At 64.8% G+C, this 18,833-nt stretch carries 18 protein-coding genes; 10 read left to right on the forward strand and 8 right to left on the reverse strand.

Features of this window, described 5'->3' with window-relative positions; all coding sequences use genetic code 11:
- Window positions 1–4: 4 nt before the first annotated feature.
- Window positions 5–157, forward strand: a complete 153-nt coding sequence (locus PAQ31011_RS26710; protein WP_246179353.1) for a hypothetical protein — start codon at window positions 5–7, stop codon at window positions 155–157.
- A 24-nt stretch (window positions 158–181) separates the two neighbouring features.
- A complete protein-coding gene (locus PAQ31011_RS05445) occupies window positions 182–619 on the forward strand; it encodes a YbhB/YbcL family Raf kinase inhibitor-like protein (protein WP_246179354.1) in 438 nt (145 codons plus the stop codon).
- A gap of 104 nt (window positions 620–723) precedes the next feature.
- Here PAQ31011_RS05445 and folE read toward each other — a convergent pair whose 3' ends face one another.
- Window positions 724–1,290, reverse strand: coding sequence for a GTP cyclohydrolase I FolE (gene folE, locus PAQ31011_RS05450; RefSeq protein WP_150574792.1), 567 nt, complete (start codon window positions 1,288–1,290; stop codon window positions 724–726).
- 240 nt (window positions 1,291–1,530) lie between these two features.
- Here folE and PAQ31011_RS05455 point away from each other — a divergent pair, with 240 nt between their 5' ends.
- The 4 genes from PAQ31011_RS05455 to PAQ31011_RS05470 are packed head-to-tail and all read left to right on the forward strand — an operon-like array spanning window position 1,531 to window position 6,266.
- Window positions 1,531–2,523, forward strand: a complete 993-nt coding sequence (locus tag PAQ31011_RS05455; protein WP_246179355.1) for an HlyD family secretion protein — start codon at window positions 1,531–1,533, stop codon at window positions 2,521–2,523.
- The gene (locus tag PAQ31011_RS05460; RefSeq protein WP_150574793.1) at window positions 2,520–3,533 is read left to right on the forward strand and encodes an ABC transporter ATP-binding protein; all 1,014 of its coding nucleotides are present in this window, start codon (window positions 2,520–2,522) and stop codon (window positions 3,531–3,533) included. The genes PAQ31011_RS05455 and PAQ31011_RS05460 overlap by 4 nt, the downstream gene beginning before the upstream one ends.
- Window positions 3,530–4,696: an ABC transporter permease gene (locus tag PAQ31011_RS05465; protein WP_150574794.1), complete on the forward strand. Its 1,167-nt coding sequence runs from the start codon at window positions 3,530–3,532 to the stop codon at window positions 4,694–4,696. Before PAQ31011_RS05460 ends, PAQ31011_RS05465 begins: the two co-directional genes overlap by 4 nt.
- Before the next feature lie 4 nt (window positions 4,697–4,700).
- A complete protein-coding gene (locus tag PAQ31011_RS05470; protein ID WP_150574795.1) occupies window positions 4,701–6,266 on the forward strand; it encodes an efflux transporter outer membrane subunit in 1,566 nt (521 codons plus the stop codon).
- Here the strand turns inward: PAQ31011_RS05470 and PAQ31011_RS05475 are convergent.
- Window positions 6,238–7,164 carry a LysR family transcriptional regulator gene (locus PAQ31011_RS05475; protein WP_150574796.1) on the reverse strand — a complete coding sequence of 309 codons (927 nt, stop codon included), beginning with the start codon at window positions 7,162–7,164 and terminating at the stop codon, window positions 6,238–6,240. The two genes, PAQ31011_RS05470 and PAQ31011_RS05475, sit on opposite strands and share 29 nt — an antisense overlap.
- A gap of 168 nt (window positions 7,165–7,332) precedes the next feature.
- On the opposite strand from PAQ31011_RS05475, the gene PAQ31011_RS05480 reads away from it, so the two are divergent.
- Both PAQ31011_RS05480 and PAQ31011_RS05485 read left to right on the forward strand, forming a co-directional pair.
- Window positions 7,333–7,752, forward strand: a complete 420-nt coding sequence (locus PAQ31011_RS05480) for a VOC family protein (protein WP_150574797.1) — start codon at window positions 7,333–7,335, stop codon at window positions 7,750–7,752.
- Window positions 7,753–7,870: 118 nt separating this feature from the next.
- Window positions 7,871–8,575, forward strand: a complete 705-nt coding sequence (locus PAQ31011_RS05485) for a fumarylacetoacetate hydrolase family protein (protein ID WP_150574798.1) — start codon at window positions 7,871–7,873, stop codon at window positions 8,573–8,575.
- A gap of 791 nt (window positions 8,576–9,366) precedes the next feature.
- Here the strand turns inward: PAQ31011_RS05485 and glpK are convergent.
- The 4 genes from glpK to PAQ31011_RS05505 all read right to left on the reverse strand — a co-directional run bounded on the left by glpK (window position 9,367) and on the right by PAQ31011_RS05505 (window position 14,129).
- Window positions 9,367–10,869: a glycerol kinase GlpK gene (gene glpK / locus PAQ31011_RS05490; RefSeq protein ID WP_150574799.1), complete on the reverse strand. Its 1,503-nt coding sequence runs from the start codon at window positions 10,867–10,869 to the stop codon at window positions 9,367–9,369.
- A gap of 71 nt (window positions 10,870–10,940) precedes the next feature.
- The gene (gene glpD / locus PAQ31011_RS05495) at window positions 10,941–12,446 is read right to left on the reverse strand and encodes a glycerol-3-phosphate dehydrogenase (protein WP_150574928.1); all 1,506 of its coding nucleotides are present in this window, start codon (window positions 12,444–12,446) and stop codon (window positions 10,941–10,943) included.
- A gap of 230 nt (window positions 12,447–12,676) precedes the next feature.
- Entirely contained in the window at window positions 12,677–13,510 is an 834-nt protein-coding gene (locus PAQ31011_RS05500; protein WP_246179356.1) for a DeoR/GlpR family DNA-binding transcription regulator, read from the reverse strand.
- Window positions 13,511–13,625: 115 nt separating this feature from the next.
- Window positions 13,626–14,129 (reverse strand): hypothetical protein, encoded by a 504-nt coding sequence (locus PAQ31011_RS05505; RefSeq protein ID WP_150574800.1) that lies wholly within the window; start codon window positions 14,127–14,129, stop codon window positions 13,626–13,628.
- A 501-nt stretch (window positions 14,130–14,630) separates the two neighbouring features.
- Between PAQ31011_RS05505 and PAQ31011_RS05510 the strand changes: the two genes are divergently transcribed.
- Window positions 14,631–15,782, forward strand: coding sequence for a glycerate kinase (locus PAQ31011_RS05510; RefSeq protein WP_150574801.1), 1,152 nt, complete (start codon window positions 14,631–14,633; stop codon window positions 15,780–15,782).
- 9 nt (window positions 15,783–15,791) lie between these two features.
- Here PAQ31011_RS05510 and PAQ31011_RS05515 read toward each other — a convergent pair whose 3' ends face one another.
- Complete coding sequence (locus tag PAQ31011_RS05515) at window positions 15,792–16,685, reverse strand: LysR family transcriptional regulator (RefSeq protein WP_150574802.1); 894 nt, start codon at window positions 16,683–16,685, stop codon at window positions 15,792–15,794.
- Between the two features lie 155 nt (window positions 16,686–16,840).
- On the opposite strand from PAQ31011_RS05515, the gene PAQ31011_RS05520 reads away from it, so the two are divergent.
- Window positions 16,841–18,091, forward strand: a complete 1,251-nt coding sequence (locus PAQ31011_RS05520; protein WP_246179358.1) for an MFS transporter — start codon at window positions 16,841–16,843, stop codon at window positions 18,089–18,091.
- Here PAQ31011_RS05520 and PAQ31011_RS05525 read toward each other — a convergent pair.
- Window positions 18,028–18,825: an NAD(P)-dependent oxidoreductase gene (locus PAQ31011_RS05525; RefSeq protein ID WP_150574803.1), complete on the reverse strand. Its 798-nt coding sequence runs from the start codon at window positions 18,823–18,825 to the stop codon at window positions 18,028–18,030. The genes PAQ31011_RS05520 and PAQ31011_RS05525 overlap by 64 nt on opposite strands.
- Window positions 18,826–18,833 lie beyond the last annotated feature (8 nt).

Consider the following 18,833-nt stretch of genomic DNA (forward strand, 5'->3'; position numbering starts at 1 on the left):
ACTCATGAATCCGCTTTCATCACCGGACGCGACGCGCGCGACATCTGTCAAACAAGGCGTCAAACGCATGGCAGGCACGGCGGCCGTCGCAACTGCGCTCATCGCCAGTCTCGCCGGATTTGCCGCCACGGCGCACGCCGAAGGCATGAGTGTTTAATCCAGTGCATTCAAGGACGGCGGATTGCTGCCGGCGGAGTACGCGGGCGCGAACGAATGTGGCGGCAAGAACACCAGCCCGCCGGTGGAATGGAAGAATCTGCCGCAGGCCACGCACAGCGTCGTGATCCGGATGACGGACCCGGACGGTGCCAAGGGCGGCGGCGTGGTCCACTGGATCGCTTACAACATTCCGGCCTCGGTGACGTCGCTGGCGGCGGGCGCGGGCAACAAGTCGGGCGACGGCATCACGGTCGGCAAGAACATCTCCGGTGCCGAAGCCTATCGCGGCGCGTGCCCGCCCGTCGGCGATACGCCGCATCACTACATCATCACGGTGACGGCCACCGACATTGCGCCGGGCAACTTGCCGCCGGGCCTCGACGCCGCCGGACTGGCGGTGGCGCTCGCCGGTCACACGCTGAACGGCTCGACGATCGTTGCGCGCTACGAGCGCAAATAGACTGTCGCTTCGATAGGACGACAAAAAACGCCAGCGGGATCGTCCGCTGGCGTTTTTCGTTTCACTGAGCGAATGATGTTCGCCCGGTGTTGACTTACACGCGATTACTTCTCACGGGCGAGCGCGAGGAATTCCGTGCGCAGCGCCAGGTTGGGCTGCAATTCGCCGAGCATCGCCGAGGTCACCGTCTCTTCACCTGCCGTGCGAATGCCACGGCTCTCCATGCACATGTGACGGCACGACACCACCACACCGACGGCCTTGGGCTGAAGGTGCGTCATCAGCGCTTCGGCGACCTGCGTCGTCAGGCGTTCCTGCACTTGCAGGCGACGCGCGAAGCAATCGACCAGACGCGTAAGCTTCGACAGACCGACGATCTTGCCATTGGGCAGATAGCCAATGGTCGCCTTGCCGAAGAACGGTGCGAGATGATGCTCGCAGTGGCTATACACCGGAATGCCGCGCACCACGATCAGTTCGTTGTATTGCTCGGCCCCGTCTTCGAAGACCTTGAGCACTTCGGCCGGATCCTGGCCGTAACCTGCCGTCCACTGACGCCACGCTTTTTGCACCCGCGCCGGTGTTTCATGCAAACCGGAACGTTCCGGATCTTCGCCGATGTGTTTCAGGAATCGCTTCCAGTCGTTTTCGTCGAACGTGTCGTGAGACATATCAATCAAGCTCCCATGCATTGGGTCCGTAGCGCTGCGCCGCTGCATCTTGCGCATCCCCGCGCCGCCGGACATGTGCGCACAATAACAGAGAGTCACATCGCCCGCATGCGGCTGCTCGGTTGTAAGTCCGATTGCAAGGGCGGTTCTGAGCACACCAGACGCGGCCCGCCCCGATTGCCGCCGGGCTCGCTTTTGCGCTAAGGTGGCGACGGACAACCGCAACGCACGAGGCGCGCCATGCCGGCACTCCCACGCATGTGCATCAACGCGATGACCCTTGCCACGCCCATGGCCCTCCCCGCCATCGCGGCACTCGCGCTGCTGGCCGGTTGTGGCAACCGCGGCCCCGAGCCGTGGCAGGGCTATGTCGAAGGGGAGTTCCTCTACGTCGCCTCGTCGCAGGCCGGCACCTTACAGTCGCTTGCCGTCGCGCGCGGCCAGGAGGTGAAAGCGGGCGACGTGCTGTTCGATCTCGAATCCACCTTTGAACGTGCCGCGCAGGCCCACGCACGCGAGACGCTCGCGAGCGCCGAGGCCCAGTTGCGCGATCTCGGCACCGGCAAACGTCCCGACGAAATCGATGTCTCAAAGGCCCAGCTCACGCAGGCCATCGCTGCCCGCGACAAGGCGCGCAGCCAGTTCGATCGCGATCAGGCGCAATACGCCGCCGGCGGCATCTCCCGCGAACAACTCGACGCCAGCCGGGCCGACGCCCGCACTACCGACGCACGCGTGCAGGAATTGCAGGCAAGTCTGGCCGTCGCCCGTCTGCCTGGCCGCGAGGCGCAACGTCAGTCGCAAGCCGCGCAGGTCGACGCAGCGCGTGCGTCGCTCGCGCAGGCCGACTGGCAACTCTCGCAGAAGCATGCCGTCGCCGGCGCCGCCGGTCGCGTGTACGACACGATGTATCGCGTCGGCGAATGGGTGGCAGCGGGCAGTCCGGTCGTGCGTCTGCTCCCCCCCACGAACATCAAGGTGCGGTTCTTCGTGCCCGAAGCCGCGCTCGGTGAACTGCGCGCCGGGCAGACCGTGCACATCGCCTGCGACGGCTGCGGTGCGGGCGTGGATGCGCGCGTGACCTACGTCGCCAATCAGGCGGAATACACGCCGCCCGTCATCTACAGCAACGACACGCGCGACAAGCTCGTCTACATGATCGAGGCGCATCCGGCACCGGCGGACGCCGTGAAGCTGAACCCCGGCCAGCCCGTGCAGGTGACGCGCCGATGACTGCCCCTCATCACTCAGCCGCAGCGCAGCGCAACGCGTCGTCACCTGAACACGGACGGCAAGGCGTGCCGAAGGACGACGACACGCTCGCTATCGACGTGCGCGGCCTGAACAAGCACTTCGGCGACAAGCACGTCGTCAAGGACCTGTCGATGCAGGTGCGGCGCGGCGAGATCTTCGGCTTTCTCGGACCGAACGGCAGCGGCAAAACCACCTGCATTCGCATGATGTGCGGTCTGCTCACGCCTGACTCGGGCAGCGGCACGTGTCTCGGCTTCGACATCGTGCGCGAGTCTGCGCAGATCAAGCGGCACGTCGGCTACATGACGCAGCGCTTTTCGTACTGGGAAGACCTGACGATTCGCGAGAACCTCGATTTCGTCGCCCGCGTCTACGGCATGCCCAACCGGCGCGAGGCCGTCGAACACGCCATCGAGCGCCTCGGCCTCAAAGCGCGCGCGAAGCAACTGACCGGCTCGCTGTCGGGCGGATGGAAACAACGGCTCGCCCTCGCCGCGTGCATGCTGCACGAGCCGCAAGTGCTGCTGCTCGACGAACCGACCGCCGGTGTCGATCCCACGGCACGGCGCGACTTCTGGGAGGAATTGCACGAACTGGCGGCCGAGGGCATCTCGGTGCTCGTCAGCACGCACTACATGGATGAAGCGGAGCGCTGCCACAAGCTGGCCTACATCTCGTACGGCGAACTGCTCGCGCAAGGCTCGGCGACCGAGGTCATCGAAAGCCAGCATCTGTCGACGTGGACCGTGCACGGCGACAACCTTGTCGATCTCGCACGCGAATTGCGCGAACAACCCGCTGTCGCACAGACGGTCGCGTTCGGCAGCGCCTTGCATGTGAGCGGCACCGACGCCGATGCGCTGAAAAAGCTCCTGCGTCGACTCGAAACCGAGCGCGGGCTGCGGGCGACGCCCATCGAGACGAGTCTGGAAGACGTCTTCATCTATCTGATGAGTCACGCGAAGGACAACTTCGGAGACGGCTCATGAGCGCACCGCTGGGCTTTTCCGTCGCGCGCTGGTGGAGCATCGTGTGCAAAGAATTCCTTCAGTTGCGCCGCGACCGGGTGACGTTCGCGATGATCGTCGCCGTCCCGCTTGTGCAACTGACGCTCTTCGGCTTTGCCATCAACACCGACCCGAAGCACATGCCCACAGCGGTGCTGATGCACGACAACAGCGAGTTCACGCGCAGTTTCACCGCCGCCATGGAGCACTCGGGCTACTTCCGCTTTACCGAGACGCTCACGAGCGAAGAAGCCGGACGCGCCGCCCTCGCACAGGGCCGTGTGCAGTTCGTGCTCAACATCCCGACCGACTTCACACGCCGTCTGCTGCGCGGCGAGCGCCCGGCGCTGCTCGTCGAAGCCGATGCCACCGACCCGATGGCCATGGCGTCGGCGCTCGGCGCGTTGCCCGCCATCGGCCAGTCCGTCGCGCAAAAGGACCTGACGGGGCCGCTGGCGTCGCTGGGCGGGTCCGGTTCATCCGCCGCTTCATCCGGTAATGCACCGTTCGACGTTCAGGTCCACCGGCTGTACAACGCCGAGGGCATCACGCAGTACAACATCATTCCCGGACTGATGGGCGTGATCCTCACGATGACGCTCGCGATGATGACCGGTCTGGCCATCGTGCGCGAACGCGAGCGCGGCACGATGGAGAATCTGCTCGCGACGCCGGTGCTGCCCATCGAGGTCATGACGGGCAAGATCGTGCCTTACATCGCCATCGGCCTGATTCAGGCGAGCATCATCCTGATCGCAGCGCGCTTCGTGTTTCACGTGCCGTTCGAAGGCAGCGTAATCGCGATCTATCTGTCGGCCCTCGTCTTCATTGCCGCGAATCTGACCGTCGGGATCGCGCTGTCGTCGTTCGCGCAGAACCAGTTGCAGGCGATGCAACTCACGGTCTTCTACTTCCTGCCGAACATGCTGCTCTCCGGCTTCATGTTTCCGTTTCGCGGCATGCCCGCATGGGCGCAAGCGATCGGCAACGTGTTGCCGCTCACGTATTTCAACCGGCTCATTCGTGGCATTTTGCTCAAGGGCAATGGCTGGGCCGACGCCTGGCACGACCTATGGCCGTTGCTCGTCTTCTGCGCCGTACTGATGACGGTGGCCGTCAAGTTCTATAAGCGCACGCTCGACTAACGCCATGCGAGCCCTCTGCCCACCGCTCTCACGCATCGCACTGCTCAGGCTCGGTCTCTCGATCGGGATCACCGGCGCGCTGTCGGCCTGTGCCGTCGGCCCCGACTTCCATACGCCCGATAGCCCGGCCGTCGCGCAATACACCCGCGGGACGCAACCGGTCACGACGTCGGGGACATCGGGCGATGTCGCGCATCAAAGCGGACCACAGACGCTGACCACCGACGATGAGGTGCCCGCCGAGTGGTGGACGCGCTTCGGCTCGCCTGCGTTGAACGCGCTCGTCGCGCAGGCGCTCGCCGACAGTCCGACGCTGCGCCAAGCCGAGGCGAAGCTGCGTCAGGCGCAGGAGGACTATCGCGCGCAGGCGGGCGCGCGCCTGCTGCCGTCGGCCGACCTGAAGCTCTCCGGCACGCGCGAGCAGGTCGATCTCGCGTCGTTCGGCATCACCAGCGTGCCGAGTCCCGGACCGTTCACGCTGTACAACGCGAGCGTCGACGTGTCTTACACGCTCGATGTCTTCGGCGGCAACCGTCGTGCGCTCGAGGGGCTTGCCGCACAGATCGACTACCAACGCTTCGAACGCGACGCCGCCCGTCTCTCACTCGCGGGCAACGTGGTGACGGCTGCACTGCGACAGTCCAGTGCCCGCGCTCAACTCGCCGCGCTGGACGGCATGCTGAGCGCACAACGCCAACAACTCGACATCACTCGCGCACGAGAACGCGCCGGTGGCGTCGCCACGCTCGACGTCCAGAATCAGGCCGCGCTGGTCGCCCAGACGTCGGCGCAATTGCCGCCCCTTCGTCAGCAAATCGCGCAGTACGACCATCAACTGGCACGCTGGGTGGGTCAGCCGCCAGGGGCGTTCACCTCGCCGACGATCGACCTGACGGCATTGCAACTCCCGCAAACGGTGCCGGTATCGCTGCCTTCGACGCTGGCCAGTCGACGCCCCGACATTCGCGCCGCGCAAGCGCTGTTGCACAAGGCCAGTGCCGATGTGGGCGTCGCGACCGCGAATCTGTATCCGCAATTCACCTTGTCCGGGAGTTTCGGCACGCAACGCATGCGCACCGCGGATCTGGGCAACGGCATCAACATCTGGAATATCGGGATGAACCTGCTGCAACCACTCTTTCGAGGCGGCGAGTTGCGCGCGCAACGCCGCTCGGCTGTGGCGGCGTATGACGCAGCGCTGGCGTCGTATCAGGACACCGTGCTGCTCGGCCTTGCGCAGGTCGCCGATGCGATGCGCGCACTTGAGGCCGATGCCGACAAGCTGGTCGCGCAGGCCGACGCCGCGCAACGCACCGAGAATGCCTACCGCATCGCCGAGGCTCGCTATCGTGCGGGCGGCATCAGTCATCTCGCCCTGCTCGACGCGCAGCGTCAGGCACTCGACGCCACCCGCGCCCGGCTGGAGACACAAGGGGCACGGCTGGCCGACACTGCGGCGCTTTGGCAAGCGTTAGGCGGCGCAGCCATCGTGCCGTCAACCGACGGCGACACCCCTGTGGGCAGCATGATGAATGCCCCGGCTAGCCCCGCGACGCCGCCTCTTCACTAAGGCATTTCATCAACGCATTGACCGGTGCACGTTTGAGCGCCGACTGACGCGCCAGCACCCCAAGCTCACGTGTGAGCGGCACGCCCGACAGCGGCAGGACCTGAACGCCAATGCTCCCGGACTTGCCGGACTTCGGCATCGTGCGCGTCGTCTCTGCGTCGACCGGCAGACCGATGAGCGTCGCGGGAACGATAGACCAGCCCAGTCCTGCGCGCACCATGCGCAGGATGACTTCCGGCTCGTCCAGCTCGACGCCCTCACGCACCCAGAGCCGATGCCTTCGCAGGTAACGTTCGACGAGATCGCCGCCATACGAGCGCCGGTTGTAGCGCACGAAGGGCAGCGTCGCGCTCCAGTCGGCGACCGTCCCGCGCGAGCCTTTCGGGGCGATGGCCACGTACGGCTCGTGCATCAGCGTGAGCCATTTCATGTCGGCCGGCACGCCAATGCGCGGACGAATCATCACGGCCAGATCCAGTTCCCGGGCGTCGAGCTGGGCCAGCAGTTGCACCGACATCCCCGGCACGATATTCAGATGAGGCATGGCCCCAAGCGCTGTCCAGCGCTGCACCGCCCCCGGCAGCAGCCCCAACTGCACGGTCAGAATCGCGCCCACGTGGATCGGCGCGAGCGCCGCCTGACCGCCGAACGCGCCCGCCTCGCCTCGCATGGACTGGTAGCCCGCGATCACGCCCTGTGCCTGCGACAGCAGCCGACGGCCGTCGTCGGAGAGCGATACGGCGCGTCCGGTGCGCTCGAAGAGCTGCACGCCGAGGTCGTCTTCCAGACGCTGGATCTGTGCGCTCACGGCGGACTGCGTCAGACCGAGACGCGCGCCCGCAGCCGAGAACGAGGCGGTTTCGGCTGCCGTGACGAAGGTTTTGAGGTAACGAATCATTAATCGAAAATTTCGCTTCTGAGCGGTCGAATTATTCGTTTCTTATTATTTTTATCGATGGATAGAATTTACCGTAAATCGGCGCGTTCAGGTAAGGCGTCATAACGCGGGCCATTGCACTGAAAAACCGCCCCCCGAATTCAATCCCACATTGCACTGGAGACTCTCATGGCAACGCCGCTGTTCCACCTCGCCTTTCCCGTCCACAATCTCGACGCCGCCCGCCAGTTCTACGGCAACGTGATGGGCTGTGCCGAAGGCCGTAGCTCGGATCACTGGATCGACTTCGATTTCTTCGGCCATCAACTGGTCGCGCACCTCTCGCCCGACGAGGCAGGCAAGCGTATTACCAACCCGGTCGATGGCGACGAAGTTCCCGTTCCGCATTTCGGCGTTATCCTTGACATGCCCGCGTGGCATGCACTGGCCGAGCGCCTGCGCGCCGCCGGCACCCGCTTCGTGATCGAGCCGCATATCCGCTTCGCGGGACAGGTCGGCGAACAGGCGACGTTGTTCTTCTACGACCCGTCGGGCAACGCGCTGGAGTTCAAAGCGTTCGCGGATATGTCGCAGGTCTTCGCCAAGTAATTTGAAGACGGCACAAAGTATCGGAATTCCCACGTCGTCCGGCGCTTGATCGTCAGACGACGTTTATGTGTTTTTGTTTGTTGTCGGTATTCGTCTCATATCAGTCGAGAGTCTTCTCATGAGCCAATTCGTTATTTCGGCCCCGCCTCAGGCGTCGGTCGCTGTTGCTGGCAGCGATGCCCGTTTTCCCGTGCGCCGCGTGTTCTGCGTCGGCCGTAACTACGCCGCGCATGCCCGCGAAATGGGCAGCAACCCGGACCGCGAGCCGCCGTTCTTCTTCATGAAGCCGGCCGACGCCGTGGTTGCTGCCGAGGGCACGCTGCCCTACCCGCCGCTCACCAGCGAGCTGCATCACGAGATCGAACTCGTGGTCGCCATCGGTGCAGACGGTGAGAACGTGGATGCCGGCGACGCGCTGTCGCTGGTGTGGGGTTATGGCGTTGGCGTGGATCTGACGCGTCGCGATCTGCAACAGCAGGCGAAGGACACGCGCCGTCCGTGGGACTGGGGCAAAGCGTTCGACGCCTCCGCGCCGTGCGGCCCGTTGCACAGCGTGAACGACGTCGGCCATCCGAATGAAGGCCGTGTGTGGCTCGACGTGAACGGTGAGAACCGTCAGACCGGCGATCTCAACGAACTGATCTGGTCGGTGCCCGATCTGATCGCCGAGATCTCGCGCAGCGTGAAGCTCGCCGCCGGCGATCTGATCTTCACCGGCACGCCCGCTGGCGTCGGTCCGCTGGAGCCGGGCGACAAGGTCAGCGCCGGTGTGGCCGGTGTCGGCGAAATCGCGTTCACCGTCGGCCAGAAACCGGCCGCCTGAGTTCGCAACGAACCTTACCTCTGACGGCAAGGATATCCACAGCAACTGTTGATAACCCTTTGCATAAGTCCCCTGCCGGCGGCGCAAACGCCCGCCGGCATTGACTGTCAAGTGCATTGCCTAAATTGCCGTCAGACGCGTCACGTATTTTCGTTTCCCCGCCGCTCGCTTAATCACGTTCGTCGTCGTTCATTCCTGAAACGTTTTTCGCTGCATAGCGGCAAATCTCCCGTTTCATTTGCCGAACTCCCTTGTCGATTCAAAGGGTTGCGTGCTTTGGCACGGTTCTCGCATTAGGGAGGAGGCAAGCCGTCCGCCCTCGGGGAAGTCTCTTCGCCTGGCCGACCGCCTCGGGAATCAAGCCATGCACGCCACATGGCCCCGGCACGCCCGATGCCTATCCCCTCGCCGGGAGCGCCCCGGGTGCGGACGGATTGCACCAGTGACCGTCGTCTCAAGAGACGGATCGTGCGTTGGGAATATTCGGGGAGAGGATCATGCAAATGCGCCGCACCGGGCCTTGCGCCCTAAGTCCCTGCGTCAGGTCGCTCGCACCGGCGAGCCCGGCCAAGTCGGCCCGACGTCATCCCCGCGAACGATGTGCGAGTTGGCGGCACCGCCGGCATGACGCCGCCGGAGACCGTCGTCATGTCGCGCCGGGGCGAGCCTTGCGTTAAAGCGATTTGCGTCTGAAGTCTTCCCTCGTCAGGTGACTTCGTCTGCGACAGGCGCCCGCGAGTGCGGTGCGCCTGTTTTTCTGTTCAGCTTGCTTCGGTTCAGCCAGCTTCCATTCAACTTTCTTCCGCCCAGACCTTCGCCGCACGCACTGCGCGCTGCCAACCCGCCACTGCGCACGTGACCTCGTCTTCGGAAAACTTGCGGGAAAAGCGTCGTTGCAATTGCCATTGACGCTGCAACGTATCGATGTCGGGCCAATACCCCACCGCCAGTCCCGCGAGGTACGCTGCGCCCGCGGCCGTCGTCTCGATCACCTTGGGACGCACCACGTCCGCGCCCAGCAAATCGGCCTGCCATTGCATCAGCAGATCGTTGGCCGCAGCGCCACCGTCGACACGCAATTCCGACACATGCAAACCGGCGTCGGCTTCCATGGCGCGCAGCACATCGAGCGTCTGGAATGCAATGCTGTCGAGCGCCGCACGTGCCACGTGTGCGGCCGTGGTGCCTCGCGTTGCGCCGAACAGCGTGCCGCGCGCACGCGGCTGCCAGTGCGGTGCACCGAGTCCGGCGAATGCAGGCACGAGCACGACGCCGTCGGCATCGGGCACGCTGGTGGCAAGCGCTTCGACATCGCGCGAATGGCGAATGATGCCCAGCCCGTCACGCAGCCATTGCACGACCGCGCCGCCGATGAAGATGCTGCCCTCCAACGCGTAATCGACCCGGTCGCCGATCTTCCAGGCCACCGTAGTGAGCAGGTTATGGCTCGACGCCTGCGGCTTGTCGCCGGTGTTCATCACCATAAAGCAGCCCGTGCCGTAGGTGTTCTTCACCATGCCCGGCGACAGACACATCTGCCCGAACAGCGCCGCCTGCTGATCGCCCGCGATCCCGGCGATCGGCACCGGAGCGGAGAACAGCGGCGTGGCCGTGTGTCCATAGACTTCGCTCGACGATCGGACGTCAGGCAGCATGCTGCGCGGCACATCGAGCAGCGCCAGCAGTTCGTCGTCCCATTCGAGCGAGTGGATGTTGAAGAGCATCGTGCGCGACGCATTCGACACATCGGTGATGTGCAGCTTGCCGCCAGTCAGATGCCACACGAGCCAGCTATCGACGGTGCCAAACGCGAGATGCCCCGCGTCGGCCGCTTCGCGCGCGCCGTCGACGTTATCGAGAATCCAGCGGATCTTGCTGCCCGAGAAGTACGAATCGATGCGCAAACCGGTGCGCTGTGCGACGAGCGCCTCGTTGCCTTGCGCACGCAGCGCGTCGCAGAAATCGGCCGTGCGGCGATCCTGCCAGACGATGGCGTTATACACCGGCTCACCCGTGCGACGATCCCACACGACGGTCGTCTCGCGCTGGTTCGTGATGCCGATGGCGGCGATATCGCTGCCACCGACACCGGCGTGGGTCAGCGCTTCAGCGGCGACACCGGCCTGCGTCGACCAGATTTCACGCGGATCGTGCTCGACCCAACCCGGATGCGGGTAGATCTGACGGAACTCCTTCTGCGCGGTCGCGACAACATGACCGTCGCGATCGAACAGCAGCGCTCGGGAACTCGTCGTGCCCTGATCGAACGCGAGGATGTATGCGCCTCCTGCCATGGCATTCGTCTCCTTGATACAGCTTATTTTTTGACCTGCTGTTGCGATATTGCGATGACGTCCGACGACGCTCAGGCCGCCATTTCCAGATGCTGAGCAAACCATCGCTCGACGCTGGCCGCGCCTTCCTTGCCGACGTGCAGACCGAGTTTGGTCCGTCGCCACAGGACGTCCTGCGCCGTGCGCGCCCACTCGTACTGCACGAGATAGCGCAGTTCGGCTTCATAGAGATCGCCGCAGATGCGGGTGCCGAGACCGTCGAGCGAGTTCGCGTCGCCCACCAGCACGTGCGTGCGCGTTCCGTAGGTGTGCGCGTAACGATAGGCCAGCGACGAAGGCAGCCAGGGCATTTGCGCGCGCAGCGAAGTCTCGAACACCCCTGCGTCGGGCTCGGCCATATCGCCGCCCGGCAGCGGTGCACCCGCCGTCCAGTCGCCATGCGTGAAGCCCAGCGCACCATGCAGATGTGACATCGCTTCTTCCGCAAGACGCCGGTACGTCGTGATCTTGCCGCCGAACACGGAGAGCAGCGGTGCGCGCGTGCCAGGGGCGTCGAGTTCGAGCTTGTAATCGCGCGTGACGGCCGACGGATTCGACACTTCCTCCTCCATCAGCGGACGCACGCCCGCATACGTCCACACGACATCGGCGGGCACGATCGGCTTGGTGAAGTACTCGCTCGCCGACTTGCAGAGGTAAGCGATCTCGTCTTCATTGATCTCGACCTTCGCGGGGTCGCCCAGGTATTCGAGATCGGTCGTGCCGATCAGCGTGAAATCGCGCTCGTACGGAATCGCAAAGATGATGCGCTTGTCGGGATTCTGGAAGATGTAGGCGTGGTCGTGATCGAACAGCTTGCGCGTGACGATGTGACTGCCCTTGACGTTGCGGATGCGATGCGTTGCCGGCTGACGCAGCACGTCGCCCAGCAAATGACCGACCCACGGCCCCGCTGCGTTGACGATGGCGCGCGCCCGCACGGTCTGACGCTCACCGTTGGTCGTCTCCAGTTGTGCCGTCCACGAGTGCTCGCCGCGCTCTGCCCCGACCAGACGCGTGCGCGTGAGGATGGTCGCGCCGCGTTCGGCAGCGTCCTGTGCGTTGAGCACGACCAGTCGCGCGTCCTGCACCCAACCGTCCGAATAGACGAAGCCGCGCGTGAGGTCCTGACGCAGCGGCGCCCCCGCGGGATGCTGACGCAGATCGATGCCGCGCGAACCCGGCAGAATTTCGCGACGCGCCAGATGATCGTAAAGAAACAGCCCCGCGCGGATCATCCAGGCGGGACGCAGGTTCGGCATATGCGGCATGACAAAGCGCAGCGGCCACATGATGTGAGGGGCCGCACGCAGCAGCACTTCTCGCTCTTGCAGCGCTTTGCGGACCAGTCCGAATTCGTAGTACTCGAGATAGCGCAGACCGCCGTGGATCAGCTTGGTGCTGGCCGACGAGGTGTGCGATGCCAGATCGTCCTGCTCGACGAGCAACACGCGCAGGCCGCGACCGGCGGCGTCACGTGCGATGCCGGTGCCGTTAATGCCGCCGCCCACGACCAGCAAGTCATAAGGGGCGGAAATCGGGGCCGACGCCAAAGGGGCCGAGCCGTTGTCCGATGGCGTTTGAGCGGGTGTCTGCACGTCGTCACTCCCAGCGATGGGGGTTAAGTCAGGGAAAGTTCGGAAATGTTCGCTTTGATGCGCTTAAATGTTCGTTTACGAACATCAACATTCGAATTCTAACAGATCACGCGTCATGAGTTTCGAATTCGCACATTTCATCGGATCGATGCGCGAATTCGCGTGGACGATCAGTCTGCGACGTGAATCAACGTGCCGGCCTCGGCGATCACTGCGTCCATGCTTGCGGGCACCGGGCGATCGGTGAACAGCGCGTCGACCTGAGAGAGATGCCCCAGTCGCACCAGCGCCGGACGTCCGAACTTGCTGTGATCGGCCGCCAGAAACACCGTGCGCGACTGCGCGATGATGGCCTCGGCCACACGCACTTCGCGGTAATCGAAGTCGCGCAGCGTGCCGTCGGCATCGATGGCGGAGATACCGACGATGCCGAAGTCGACCTTGAACTGGCGGATGAAATCGAGCGTGGCCTCGCCCGTCACCCCCTGATCCCGGGCGCGCACCACGCCGCCCGTGACGATGACTTCCGCGTCGGCGTAGCCACTCATCATGGCCGCCACGTGCAGGTTGTTCGTAATGACGCGCAGCCCCCGGTGACGCGACAACGCCCGCGCGACGGCTTCCGTCGTGGTGCCCAGGTTAATGAAGAGGGAGGCGTGATCGGGGATTTGCTCGGCGAGACGCACCGCGATGCGGCGCTTTTCGTCGGCCAGTTGCGTTTGACGGGCGTCGTACGCTTCGTTCTCCGCGCCGCCGGGCAGGCCGACGCCGCCGTGATAGCGGCGCACCCATTTGCGCTCGGCGAGGAAGTTGATGTCACGCCGGATGGTTTGCGGCGTGACGTCGAAGCGCGCAGCGAGTTCGTCGACTGTGAGAAAGCCGTCGCGGCGCACTGCGTCGAAAAGCGACTGTTGACGTGGGTTCAGCGACGCCTGGCCAGCGTCGCCAGCCGCGACCGGACCTTCGGAGACATCGACGGATTCGGCGGATTCGGTATGAGACATCGGCACGCACGCGCAAAGAAAAAGCATCGCGCAGCCCGGCTGGCCGCGCGTTCGCCGTCATGATACCCCGCCGTTGTATGACACCGCCGTGACCGGCGTGTGACCGGTCACGCCCTCAAAGGCATTGGCGTACTGCGTCGGCGAGCGATTGCGGACCGGTCGAGCCGAGATAGAGCGAGCCCTCGCTACCCGGCTTGCGCGGTGCGAGGTCGAGGATGGCGAGAATGCCGTCGTCGTTCGAGGAGAGTTCAAGGGTCTGGCCCGTGCCCGCCTTCACCCGTTGCAAACGCGCGTAAGGCACTTGCTTCTTCCACAGCCGGGCCGTGCAGGCGCTCACGCGCGCGAAAGCCTTCTTCGAGGATCCCTGCCAGACGGCGCCGTTGCCCCGCGCGTCGTCGATGGTGTCGCGGTAGGCGGGCAACGTCTCGACTTTGACGTGCTCCGGCGCGACATCGGCAACGCTGCCCACGGGCGGATCGTCATGCGCGGCGACGGGTGCCGTTTGCGCGCACCCGGCGAGCAGCGCAGCGAATGTCAGGCCCGCTGCGGCAAGCGCGCTTGCCACACGACGCTTCGCCCCGCGCGCCGTGTCGGAATTCGTGTTGATGCCCCGGTCCATTGCCCCGCTCCACACATGCTGGTATCTGATCACGGCGCGAGATGGTGCGGTGGCCAGAGGATGTCTTGATGCATCCGTGCGAAGCCGTCGCGCGCGCCGTCTTGGTCTTGTTGGTTGGCCTGACGTCCCGAATACCGCTAAATCGCGATCCGCTGGACGACCGGCCCGGTACGCACCCACACATGTCCCGCACATTGATTCCACGGGCTTTGTAGCCTATCGGGCGGCGCACCGTCAGTTGGCGCTCATCTTACTCGCGTTATTCATAGCATGGCAATTCGCGCAATGCGCGCAGGCCCGAATCGCGTATATTGCTGGTTTCTGTCACACTCGCCGCACCGCCTCGCGCCCCACCCGGCAGCGAGACAGCGTGTGCCCTGCCACCGGTTTGCGGACAACTCACCGCCTCGCCGGAACGCCATAAGCGATAACAACAAGCGCATAGCGAGCACACGTGACGCCAGCCAACCCGTTTCACTTTTTGCGACTGTCCCGATTTCCATGTCCAGCAATGCGCAAGCCCCGATCATCGTCATCGCCCCCGATTCGTTCAAAGGTTCGCTGAGCGCGCCTGAAGTGGCGCAAGCCATCGCCGCCGGCATCGCCCGCGTGCTGCCGCAGGCCGATCTGCGTTTGCGCCCGATGGCCGACGGTGGCGAAGGTACGCTCGACGCCCTGCTCTCCGCTGGCGGGCGTCGCGTGCCGCTGTCCGTGCGTGGCGCGGGCAAGGCGTCGGTGACGGCCGAGTACGGCGTCATGCCCGACGGCACCGGCGTGCTGGAAAGCGCCAACGTGGTGAGCATTACCGACCCGGTCGGCATGCAGACGCCGGTGGCCGAGCGCTCGACGGTCGGCCTTGGCGAGTTGCTGCGTGCGCTGCTCGATACCGGTGCGCGCCGCGTGCTGATCGGTCTGGGCGGCAGCAGCACGAACGATGGCGGTGCGGGTCTGCTCGTTGGCCTCGGTGCGCGTTTGCTCGACGAAGCCGGCGAAGAAGTGCAACCGGTCCCGGCTGCGCTGCATCGCGTGGCGTCGATCGATCTGAACGGGCTCGACGCACGCCTGAAGGATTGCGAACTGGTCGCCATGTCGGACGTCAACAATCCGCTGAACGGTCAACAAGGCGCGACGGCTATCTTCGGCCCGCAGAAGGGCGTGAGCGAAACGCAGGTCGAGCCGCTCGACCGCGCCATCGCCCACTTCGCCGGACACGCTCACCGCGCGTTCAACGCCAGCGAGGCCGCGAGCCGCGCGGGCGCGGGTGCCGCCGGGGGTTTGGGCTTCGCGCTGCATCTGCTGGGTGCGCAGTTCCGCTCCGGCGCGGAAGTCGTGGCCGAGCGCGTGGGACTGCCGCAAGCGGTGGAAGGTGCCGACTGGCTGATCACCGGCGAAGGTCGCAGCGACGGTCAGACGCTCTCAGGCAAAACGCCGATGATCGCGGCGCAGGTCGCTATCAAGGCAGGTGCCACGGCATCGCTTCTCTCGGGGGCCATCGACCGCACGGCGCTGGAGAGTCTGTCGCGTGTCTTCTCCGGCTGCTTCTCGCTGACGTTCGGTCCGACGACGCTGGAGAAAGCCATTGCCGACGCCGCCGGTCTGCTGACCGATAGCGCCGAACAGATGGCACGGTTGCGTTACACGCACAAGGGTTGAGCGCAGGGATCAGGCGATCCGTGCCCGTAGACGTGGCGCGGCAAAGTCGAGAAACGCACGCAGCTTCAGGGGCAACGGCGTTTGCCCCTTGTGCACCAGATTGACGGGAAGCGGGGCGGCTTCGAAGTGGTCCAGCACCACCCGCAGCGCACCCTCACGCACGGCTTGCGCCACCTGATACGACAGCACTCTCACGAAACCCACACCCAGGACCGCTGCCGAGATCGCCGCTTCGGCGGTGTTCACCGCGAGCCGCGAGCGAATCGGCACCGATTGCCCGGTTCGCCCCTCGCCAAACTCCCACGCACGCCGCGACGCCAGCACCTCGAACGTAATGCACGCCTGACCGGTGAGGTCGTGCGGCTGCTTCGGTTCGCCATGCGTCGCAAGATATTCCGGGCTGGCACAGACAACGCGTCGCACGTTCCCGATGCTTGACGCCACCATCGAGCTGTCCGGTAAGTGACCGATGCGCAGTGCCACGTCCGCCTGCTCGTCCATCAGATGCACGACGCGGTCGGTCAACAGAAGACTGACGTCGATCTCCGGGTACTGCGCGAGGAACTCCGCCACGACCGGCAGCACGTGCAGTCGACCGAACACGACGGGCGCGGTCAGCACCAGTTCACCTTTCGGCGTTGCATATTCCCCGGTCGCCGTGCGCTCCGCTTCACCGATCTCTTCGAGAATTCTGCGACACGCGGCCACGTACGCACTGCCTGCTTCGGTCAGCGATAACTGACGCGTCGTGCGATGCAGCAGTCGCGTTTTCAGATGCGCTTCCAGCTCCCCGACTTTACGACTGACGGTCGCGAGCGGCATGCCGAGCGCGCGTGCCGCCGCCGACAAACTGCCCGCATCGACCACCGCGATCAGGATCGACATGGATTCGAGTCGATTCATGGACCCTACCAAATTTTGGAAAGATAATTCCTGATCTTGATGGATTCTCTACGTAGATGCAACCACGTAATGTCGAGGCCAGAGCGCGGTGAGGCATGGTCGTCTCCTGACACAAGCCCCTCGCGCACCGTTCATCGTCATTTCAGGAGCGCATCGTGTCCCCGTCCAATCCCCCAGCCAGCCCTACCACCCCGCCGCCGCATGCGGCACATGAAATCGCCTCGCGCAGCAAGATCGTGATGATGGGTGTGATTGCCGGTGCGGTCGTCACCAACATCTACTGCACGCAGCCGATTCTGCCGTTGATTGCCGCGGACATGCGCGTCGATCTCGGGACGGTGGACCTCGTCGCGGCCGCCGCGTTGCTTGGCTTCTCCGTCGGGCTCGCGTTGTTGCTGCCGCTGGGCGACCGGTACGACCGTCGCAAACTCGTGCTCGTGCAAATTGCGCTGGCCTTCTGCTTCGCACTGGCCGCGACATTCGCACCGGGCATTGGGGCGTTGATTGGCGCATCGTTCGGTCTGGGTATCGTGTGCTGCGTGCCGCAGCAACTGGTACCGTTCGCCGCCGTCATGTCCCAGCCCAGTCAGCGCGGCCGGGCGGTCGGCACCGTCGTGAGCGGCATCATGATCGGCATTCTGCTCGGACGAACGATTGCGGGCATTGTCGGTGAAGGGTTCGGATGGCGCGCCGTCTATGGCGTGGAAGCCGCCTTCATGATCCCGGTGTGGATCGCCGCCGCGATGTTGTTGCCGAAGGGTCGTCCGAGCACGGACCTGTCTTATGGCCGTCTGTTGGCGTCGTTGTGGCCGTTGGCGCGCGACCATCGTCCCCTGCGCGAGTCGATGACGGTTCAGGCGCTGCTCTGGGCGTGCTTCAACGCGTTCTGGGTGAATCTGGCGGCGCTGCTCGCCGACGGCCCGTGGCATCTCGGCAGTGCGTGGGCCGGTGCGTTTGGCATCATCGGTGCGGCCGGTGCGTTCGCTGCGTCATTCGGCGGACGCGCCACCGACAAGCTCGGCCCGCGCGGTGTGATCGGCGTGAGCATCGGCATCGTCACGCTCAGCTACGTGCTGCTCGGGGGCGCGAACCTCTCGCTGGCGTGGCTCGTGATCGGAGTGATCGTGCTCGACATCGGCGTGCAGGCGGGTCTCGTCTCCAACCAGACGCGCGCCTTCGCCGTCGACCCGAAAGCGCAGGGCCGCATCAATAGCCTGTACATGACGGCGACCTTCTTCGGCGGCGCAGTGGGCGCGACGGTAAGCGGTTGGCTGATGGCGCGTTTCGGATGGACGGGCGTTGTGAGTCTGGGCATTGCACTCGGCGCGCTGGCCCTCGCGCTTCACTGGCTGGGCGGATTGCGCGGCACAACCACATCACCGGACGACAGCGTTTCAACGTTGTAAAGCACAGGCATCTGGTGTCGCCACCGACGCCAGACACCGTCTTGCGTGATCAGGTCGGCCATGAAGTGGGCAACGTTGATACGACTCGTCTTGCCCGCGTCGAACAGCGCACTTCGGATTGGCGACGGGTGCGCTTCGTACCCGGTGACGTCGGCGTGATCGACAAGACTGTCCGGACGCACCACCGTCCATTCGATGGCCGGATCGTGACGACCGATTTCGACGCGCAGCACGTCCGAAGCGGCCTCGTTGTCGGCGTGTGGCGGAAGCAGCAGGCGAACCGCGCCGATGACGCACCGCTGCGCGAACGATACCGGCTCGACAAGATCGCGGTTACGGTTGCCGGAGGTGTTCATCAGCACGAAGCGAACCGCCGATGCCCGGCCGCTGACCTTGATGGCGTGGCACAAACGCCGCGTCGCTTCGGTGACGAGTCGACGCGGTTCGCCGTAAATGCCCTTGAGGGTGAGGTTGTGCCCGAGACACGACGCCACTGCGTCGCAACCGGCAACGTGGTCGGCCAACGCGCCGTCGCTCAGATCGAGCACGTTGGCCTGCACGAGCGACAGTTGAGCGTGACCTGTCAGCGCCTCAAGCGCCTCAAGCGACTCGCGCGAGCGCACAATCGCCCGCACGTGCCAGCCCCGCGTGAGCAGTTGCTGCACGAGGAGTCGGCCTGTCGCGCCCGTCGCACCGACGACCAGCGCCGTGCCTAGGGTGTGGACGGACGTCATGCCGCTCG

This window comes from Pandoraea aquatica, assembly GCF_902459565.1.
Lineage (GTDB): Bacteria > Pseudomonadota > Gammaproteobacteria > Burkholderiales > Burkholderiaceae > Pandoraea > Pandoraea aquatica.